The sequence below is a fragment of the Brachyspira sp. genome, from assembly GCF_050873525.1.
In the GTDB taxonomy this organism is placed as follows: Bacteria; Spirochaetota; Brachyspiria; order Brachyspirales; family Brachyspiraceae; genus Brachyspira.
Genome location: NZ_JBNMIZ010000146.1, coordinates 1 through 6786, shown reverse-complemented (window position 1 = coordinate 6786; position 6786 = coordinate 1). Strand labels below are relative to the sequence as shown.

The 6786-nt window shown below is 28.9% G+C and carries 7 protein-coding genes and 1 tRNA gene; 1 reads left to right on the top strand and 7 read right to left on the bottom strand.

Annotated features, from left to right (window positions below; translation table 11 throughout):
- The coding region (locus ACR0QS_RS09515) for a hypothetical protein (RefSeq protein WP_432633208.1) at window positions 1-195 on the top strand (195 nt) is incomplete at its 5' end.
- An 8-nt stretch (window positions 196-203) separates the two neighbouring features.
- On the opposite strand, the gene ACR0QS_RS09510 is transcribed toward ACR0QS_RS09515, so the two are convergent.
- The 7 genes from ACR0QS_RS09510 to def form a co-directional block, all read right to left on the bottom strand.
- Window positions 204-1292, bottom strand: coding sequence for a glycosyltransferase family 8 protein (locus ACR0QS_RS09510; protein WP_432633207.1), 1089 nt, complete (start codon window positions 1290-1292; stop codon window positions 204-206).
- 305 nt (window positions 1293-1597) lie between these two features.
- The gene (locus ACR0QS_RS09505; RefSeq protein ID WP_432633206.1) at window positions 1598-3574 is read right to left on the bottom strand and encodes an ankyrin repeat domain-containing protein; all 1977 of its coding nucleotides are present in this window, start codon (window positions 3572-3574) and stop codon (window positions 1598-1600) included.
- Between the two features lie 82 nt (window positions 3575-3656).
- Complete coding sequence (locus tag ACR0QS_RS09500; protein WP_432633205.1) at window positions 3657-4370, bottom strand: RluA family pseudouridine synthase; 714 nt, start codon at window positions 4368-4370, stop codon at window positions 3657-3659.
- A 14-nt stretch (window positions 4371-4384) separates the two neighbouring features.
- Window positions 4385-4457 (bottom strand) — tRNA-Phe (locus ACR0QS_RS09495).
- A gap of 173 nt (window positions 4458-4630) precedes the next feature.
- Complete coding sequence (locus ACR0QS_RS09490; protein ID WP_432633204.1) at window positions 4631-5257, bottom strand: D-sedoheptulose-7-phosphate isomerase; 627 nt, start codon at window positions 5255-5257, stop codon at window positions 4631-4633.
- 75 nt (window positions 5258-5332) lie between these two features.
- Window positions 5333-6010 (bottom strand): HAD family hydrolase, encoded by a 678-nt coding sequence (locus ACR0QS_RS09485; RefSeq protein ID WP_432633203.1) that lies wholly within the window; start codon window positions 6008-6010, stop codon window positions 5333-5335.
- Window positions 6011-6014: 4 nt separating this feature from the next.
- A complete protein-coding gene (gene def / locus ACR0QS_RS09480; RefSeq protein WP_432633202.1) occupies window positions 6015-6557 on the bottom strand; it encodes a peptide deformylase in 543 nt (180 codons plus the stop codon).
- Window positions 6558-6786 lie beyond the last annotated feature (229 nt).

Below are 6786 nucleotides of genomic sequence, written 5' to 3'. Positions count from 1 at the left end.
TTAGAGATTTTTATAAATGCATATAAAAATAAAGATAGTTTATATACATATAATTCAATTTTTTTCTCTTTTAAAATAGAATATTTAGAAAAATATAAAAACGAATATCAGGATTTAGAATCTGATATAAACTATATGATTGAAAAATACAATGAATTTGAAAAGATAAACTATAAATATTTACATAAAAAATAATATATTTACTAATTAAATTTATTTCTAAATTTATCTCTCCATTTTCTAACAGGAATACACCAAGCCAACTTATTAACTCTTTCCTCATTCATTTTAATTGAAATCTTAATTCCAAACAAATAAAACATTAAATATTCTTTCGTATTATAAATGCCAAAAAATTTAATCCAATTTTCAGAATATTTTTTATTCGCTTCAGCTTCTAAAATATTTAGTTTTTCATTAATTTTGTTTTCTAAAGATTTTACTTTTTGCTCGGCTATTTTATTGATTGCCCAAATTGGATTATTTTTAAAATAATCCGTATATTGATAATAATTCCAAAAACCATAAAAATATTTTTCTTCCGCAACATTTTCATTCCATGGCTTTAACCAAGTTATATGCAATATTACTGTATCTTCTCCCGTATCGCATTCAAAAAATTTATCTAAAAGAGTTTTATCGTAACTAGAATTAGTTCTCATGTAATTATATTTAGGTTCAATAAATTTTACTTTATTATTAAATATAAAATTAAAACAATCTTGGTCCATAAAATGGCGTCTATCTTTATTAATCTTATAATCTAAAAGTAATTCTTTAATATTATTTTCTCTCAATAATTTTGAATTTAAAAGCATTACTCCACTATTAAAATAATCTTTTATTCCTAACGGCAAATGCTGTTTGAGTATTTCGGTTGCGATAAAATCTTTAACCGCAGCCGCATAATACTCGTTTATATCTATATTAAAAAGTTCCGTTAAATCTTTTAGAATTATCGTGTCGCAGTCAATATATAAAATTTTATCATAATCGGATAGAATATTTGCTATATCGAATTTAAATATTGCTGCGGAAGTTACATAAGGATGAGTATCGTCAAAATTATAATGCTGATTAAAATGCAAAATTTCTATATGTATTCTATCGTTAATATTTTTCACAATAAATTCATCCAATACTTTTTTATTCTCTTCATTTATGGAAACTCCAACAATATAAATTTTATAAATAGAGTTTTCGTTTTTATTCATTATTGCCGAAGTTATCGAAACTATCGTAGGCATAACATAATTGTCGTCCGTGATATAAGCTATTACAACTTCACTCATAAGTTATCTCCTCAATGTTTAATTCTTGTAGAAGCCAAAGAAAGTGTTTAGATTTTTTAAATAATTTTTTAGTTTTGCAACGAAAAAACAGCCAAAAATTATAATAATGGCTTGTATTGTATTGTATTGTATTGTATTGTATTGTATTGTATTGTATTGTATTGTATTGTATTGTAGAATTTACATCCGCTCATTTTTCAAAAGTCCTTTTTTTAGTTTTTTAATTTTATCAATTTATTTGATAATAATAAACAAATAATTAAAATTTGTCAAGCGTTAAAAATATTATTTACCAACAAATTCTATTATCTATTAAGCAAACTCACTATATCGCTATAGCCTTTTTCCCTCGCATACATTAAAGCGGTTTTGCCGTCATTATCTTTTATATTTTTATTTGCCCCCGCATCGACAAGCAACTTCACAATATCTCCATGTCTATAAAACGAAGCGAGTATTAAAGCGGTTTTCCCGTAAATATTTTGAATATTCAAATTGGCTTTTGCGTCTATAAGCTGTTTGGCAACCTCATCGTATCCCTGCCTCGAAGCGTCAATTAAAGCCGTATGTCCGAAATTATCCTGCAGATTTAATCCCGCGTTTGCATCAAGCAGTATAGAAACTATATCGCTTTGTCCGTTGAAAGAAGCCTTTATTAAAGCCGTGTCTCCGAATTTATTTTGAGCGTCTATATTTAAAGATTTATCGTTTATAAGACTTTTGACTCCGTTTATATCGTCTTTCGCATAATCGATAAAATTCGCTTCTTTTGAAGTTATCGGGCAGATAATTTCTATGATTGACAAATAATCGTATCCTCTTCTTATAACGGATAATATATCTTTATTTTCTTTATTTTTTATCGTAATATCCGCTCCCGCGTCTATAAGAATTTTTACGACATTATTTTTTTTATTATAAACGCTTAAAAGCAAGGCAGTATCTCCTTTATTATTTTGCATATCCAAATTTACTCTTGACGATATTAAATTTCTAACAAGTTCTTCGAGTCCATTTTCCGAAGCTATCATTAAAGCGTTATTTCCGTCATTATTTTGTTTATTTAAATTCGGTCTTCCTCTTATTATCGCTTTAGCCCCGCCGACATTATTATTTTTAACAGCGTATATTAAAGCCGTATTTCCGTCTCTATCCGTAACATCCAAATTCGGTCTTGCCGAAATAAGCGCTCTGACTATTGATTCTTCTCCGCTTGACGCGATTAACATTAAAGCGGTAAGTCCTTCTTTATTTTGAACATTTACATCCGCCCTTCCGCTTATAATCGCTCTCATTTTCTTTAATTGATTTCTATCTCCACTTTCGGATACAATATTGATTAAAGCCGTGTTTCCGTTTTCGTCTTTCGCGTTTACATTGACTCCCGCGCTAATCATATTTCTTATACTTCCGCTATAATCGTAATTGGAAGCGTTTTTAGACAAATATAATAAAAGATTTTCGTTATTTATGCTTATATTCAAATCGGCTTTCGCCTTTATCAAAGCGTCCGCTATATTATAATGTTTATTGTAAACCGCGTTTCTTAAAGCACTCTCTCCTTTTTTATTTTTAATATTTAATTTCGCTTTTCCATCTATCAAAGCTTTTGCGATTGGATATCTTCCCCAAAAAGAAGCTATCATTAAAGCCGTGTCTCCGTTTTCATCCTGTTCGTCAATGTCCGCTTTTTCGCTTATTAATGTTCTGAGTAAATAAATATCGTTTTTGGAAGCCGCATAAATTACGGGATAATCTCCGAAAGCGTCTTTAACATTTCCCCTGCTCTCTTTAACTTTTCTTATCAATTTACTTCTCAATCCGCTTGGAGCGAGCATCAAAGCCGTTTCTTTATTTGAAGTTTCGTATTTTAGATTGACATTTTTATTTAAAAGTATGTCTATTATTTCGCTATAATTATTATAATTCTTGCTATTTATTTGTTCAAAATTTATCGCGAATACGCTTTTTATAATCGCCGTCTCTCCATTTTCGTTCTGCAAGTTAACATCTGCTCCCGCGTCTACAAGAGTTTTTACCACATCTTTATGTCCCGAATCCGCGGCGTATATTAAAGCCGTATTTTTCGTTCCTTCCGTATCGGCAACATTTATATTTATGTCTTTTTTCAAAAGTCTTTCCACATTTTTAACTTTTCCATTTTTAGCCGCATCCAAAAGCGCTCTTTCGTCTTTAGTTAATTTTCCGTTTTGGGCAAATGCGGATATACTTGAAAATAAACTTACAAAAATAATGAATAAATATAATCTTTTTATAAACATAAACGCTCTCTTTATAAAAAATTAATTACTTATATAATAATATATATAATTTAAAAATCAATAATATAAACCGAAATTTATCTCATAAGAAAAATAAAAACGGAGGACAATTCGGCAAATCAGCCTCTACAAATACAATCTCGTCTTTTACGGGATGCGGAAATTTCAAACTCTTCGCAAATAAAGCAAGCGGAATATCGTTTCTGTCGTATTTAATATAATTTCCGTATTTTCTGTCTCCGTATATTGTGTGTCCGATATTTGAAAATTGCGCTCTTATTTGGTGAAATCTTCCCGTTTCAAGTTCAACTTTCACAAGAGACAAATTTTTTATAATATCTTCTTTAACAACATTATATTTGAGTTTAGCGAATTTTGAATTTTTAGTATTTTCAAAAACTATTTGTGCTATATTTCCTAATTTATTGCTTTTTTTAATAATATAATTTTCCAATGTTCCGTTTTTTTCGGATAAAATTCCATTGACAACCGCGTAATAAATTTTTTCAAATTTTCTATCTCTTATAGCTTCGCTTAATCTTCCCGCAGCTTTCGAGGTTTTGGCAAATACCATAATTCCCGCGACTGGTCTATCCAATCTGTGAACCAGTCCCAAAAATATATTTCCGCTTTTATTATATTTTAATTTTATATAATCTTTCACATATTCAAAAAAAGAAATGTCCCCGCTTTTGTCTCCCTGCGTTGGAATATTCGGAGGTTTCACGGCAACTATCAAATGATTATCTTCGTATAGAGGATTGATATATTCGGTTAATTCTTTTAAGGATTGCATATTATTATCGAATATGCCGAGTCAGGGAATTGAACCCTAGACACAAGGATTTTCAGTCCTTTGCTCTACCAACTGAGCTAACTCGGCTTAATTAATGGAATTATTATAACATAATCTAAAAAAATGTCAACATCTTAAATATATTAATTGCAATTAAAATTCAATAGGATAAATTATTAATTCATAATTTTTACAAATAATAATTTTTTGTTTTAATATTTTTAAAAGTTCTTAACTTTAATTTAAATAATTTATAAAATCTATCTATCCTCTTTAAAAAAATGCTCTTCCACTCTTATGCATAATTCATGATAAATCGCTTCATGATATTCTTGAGCTATATGAGTTTCTTTTGCGGGGGCTTTTATTGGAATATCCGCCATTTCCGACAATTTGCCGCCTTTTTCGTTTGTGAAAGATATGATTTTTATTCCCATAGCTTTTGCAAGTTTAGCCGCATATAAAATATTTTTAGCGTTTCCAGAAGTGCTTATTGCGATGAATATGTCTCCTCTATCTCCGAAACTCAATAATTGTTGAGCGAAAATTAAATAAGGTTCTCTGTCATTTAAATACGCGGTTGAAAGCGCAAAATGCGAAGTAAGGGCTACGGCTTTTAACGGAGCTTCCAAATTATCGGCAATAAATTTTCCGTCTTCCATTTTCAATAATTCTTTTCTTATCTCTTCGTCAATCGGTCTTTTTTTAAGAAAACTTTTTAATAATTCGCCCGCTATATGTTCGCTGTCGCATGCGCTTCCGCCGTTTCCCGCTATCAAAACTTTTCCGCCTCGCTCGTAGCATTTTATAATTTCTTCTATTGCAAGTTCGATATTTTTTTTAATCGGTTCTAATTCTGGCAATCTTTTTATTAAATTCTCTATCATAAATTAAAATATCCTTAAATAAAATTTTATCTAACTATTATAACAAAAAATAAATATAATGACAAATAATAATTTTTATTTATTAAAAAAATCGTAAACTTCAAAAAAAGAATTTATATAATAATCATTTTTCAAATCCAAAAGAATATTTTTATCAGTTATTCCATACAATGCAAGCAAAACTTTTATTCCCGAATTTTTAGCGAATTCATAATCGGGAATTCCGTCCCCAACCATAATCGTTTTATCTTCAATCAAATTATAATCATTTTTCAAATTAAACCAAATATTAATGTCGGGTTTTCGGTAAGGATAAATTCCGTCTCCGATAATCGCCTTAAAATAATTAAATATATTTAGTTTTTTAATCGTATTAACCGCAATGTCGTTCGGCTTGTTCGTTATGATAAACATATCAATATTTGATTCAAAAAGTTTTTTCAAAGTATCGCCGACTCCTTCGTATAAATAAGTTTCGTCAATACAATGTTCGTAATAATATTGAATATAGAAATTATACATTTTTTCTTCAAGGCTTTCCAAATATTTTTTATCGTATTTACCGACAAAATAATTTAAAGTTCTTTTTATAAGCGCTTTCGCTCCGTTTCCGACATATTTTCTAATATTATCTATAGGAATTTCTGGCAGATTAATATATTCCAAAGATTTATTAATAGATTTATGAATATCGGGAATGGAATCAATTAAAGTGCCATCCAAATCGAAAATTATATTTTTTATCTCTCGCATAATATTAAACGCTGTAAGAATGTTTAGGGCTGTTTCTTAATTCTTTCAATTCTCTTTTTAATCTTCGCTTTTGATAGGATTCCAATCTGTCAATAAAAGTTATTCCGTTTATATGGTCGATTTCATGCTGTAAAACTTTTGCTATATAATCGTTCGCTTCCAATATTTTTTCTTCTCCGTTTGTGTCGATATATTTTACTTTAATGTTTTTATATCTCGCAACTTCGTCTCTTATTTCGGGTAAAGATAAACATCCTTCTTCAAGAATTTCTTTTTCTTCGCCATGCCAAATTATTTCGGGATTGATTAAAGCCAATTTGAAATCTGGTTTTTCATTATCTTCTTCGCTATCAAAATCTGGAACGGATATAACGATTAACCTTTTCAATATTCCGATTTGAACCGCCGCAAGTCCGACTCCGTTCGCCTTATACATGGTTTCAAACATATCTTCGATTAAATCGAGAATTTCTTTATCGACTTTTTCTACAAACGAAGATTTTTGCTGTAATCTTTCGTCTCCGTATATAATTAAATCTCTAATCATTATTATTTTCCTAATTAATAATAAAATTACAAATAATTTAACGAATATAATATTAAATTTTTTATTTATAGTCAAGCCTAAATTATAAATTAAAGTATTGATATTTTTTATCAAACATGCTATAATTTTTCTAAATTGATAGAATTAAAAACTAAAAAAAGGACTTTTGAAAAATGAGCGGATGTAAATTCTACAATACAATACAATACAATACAATACAATACAATAC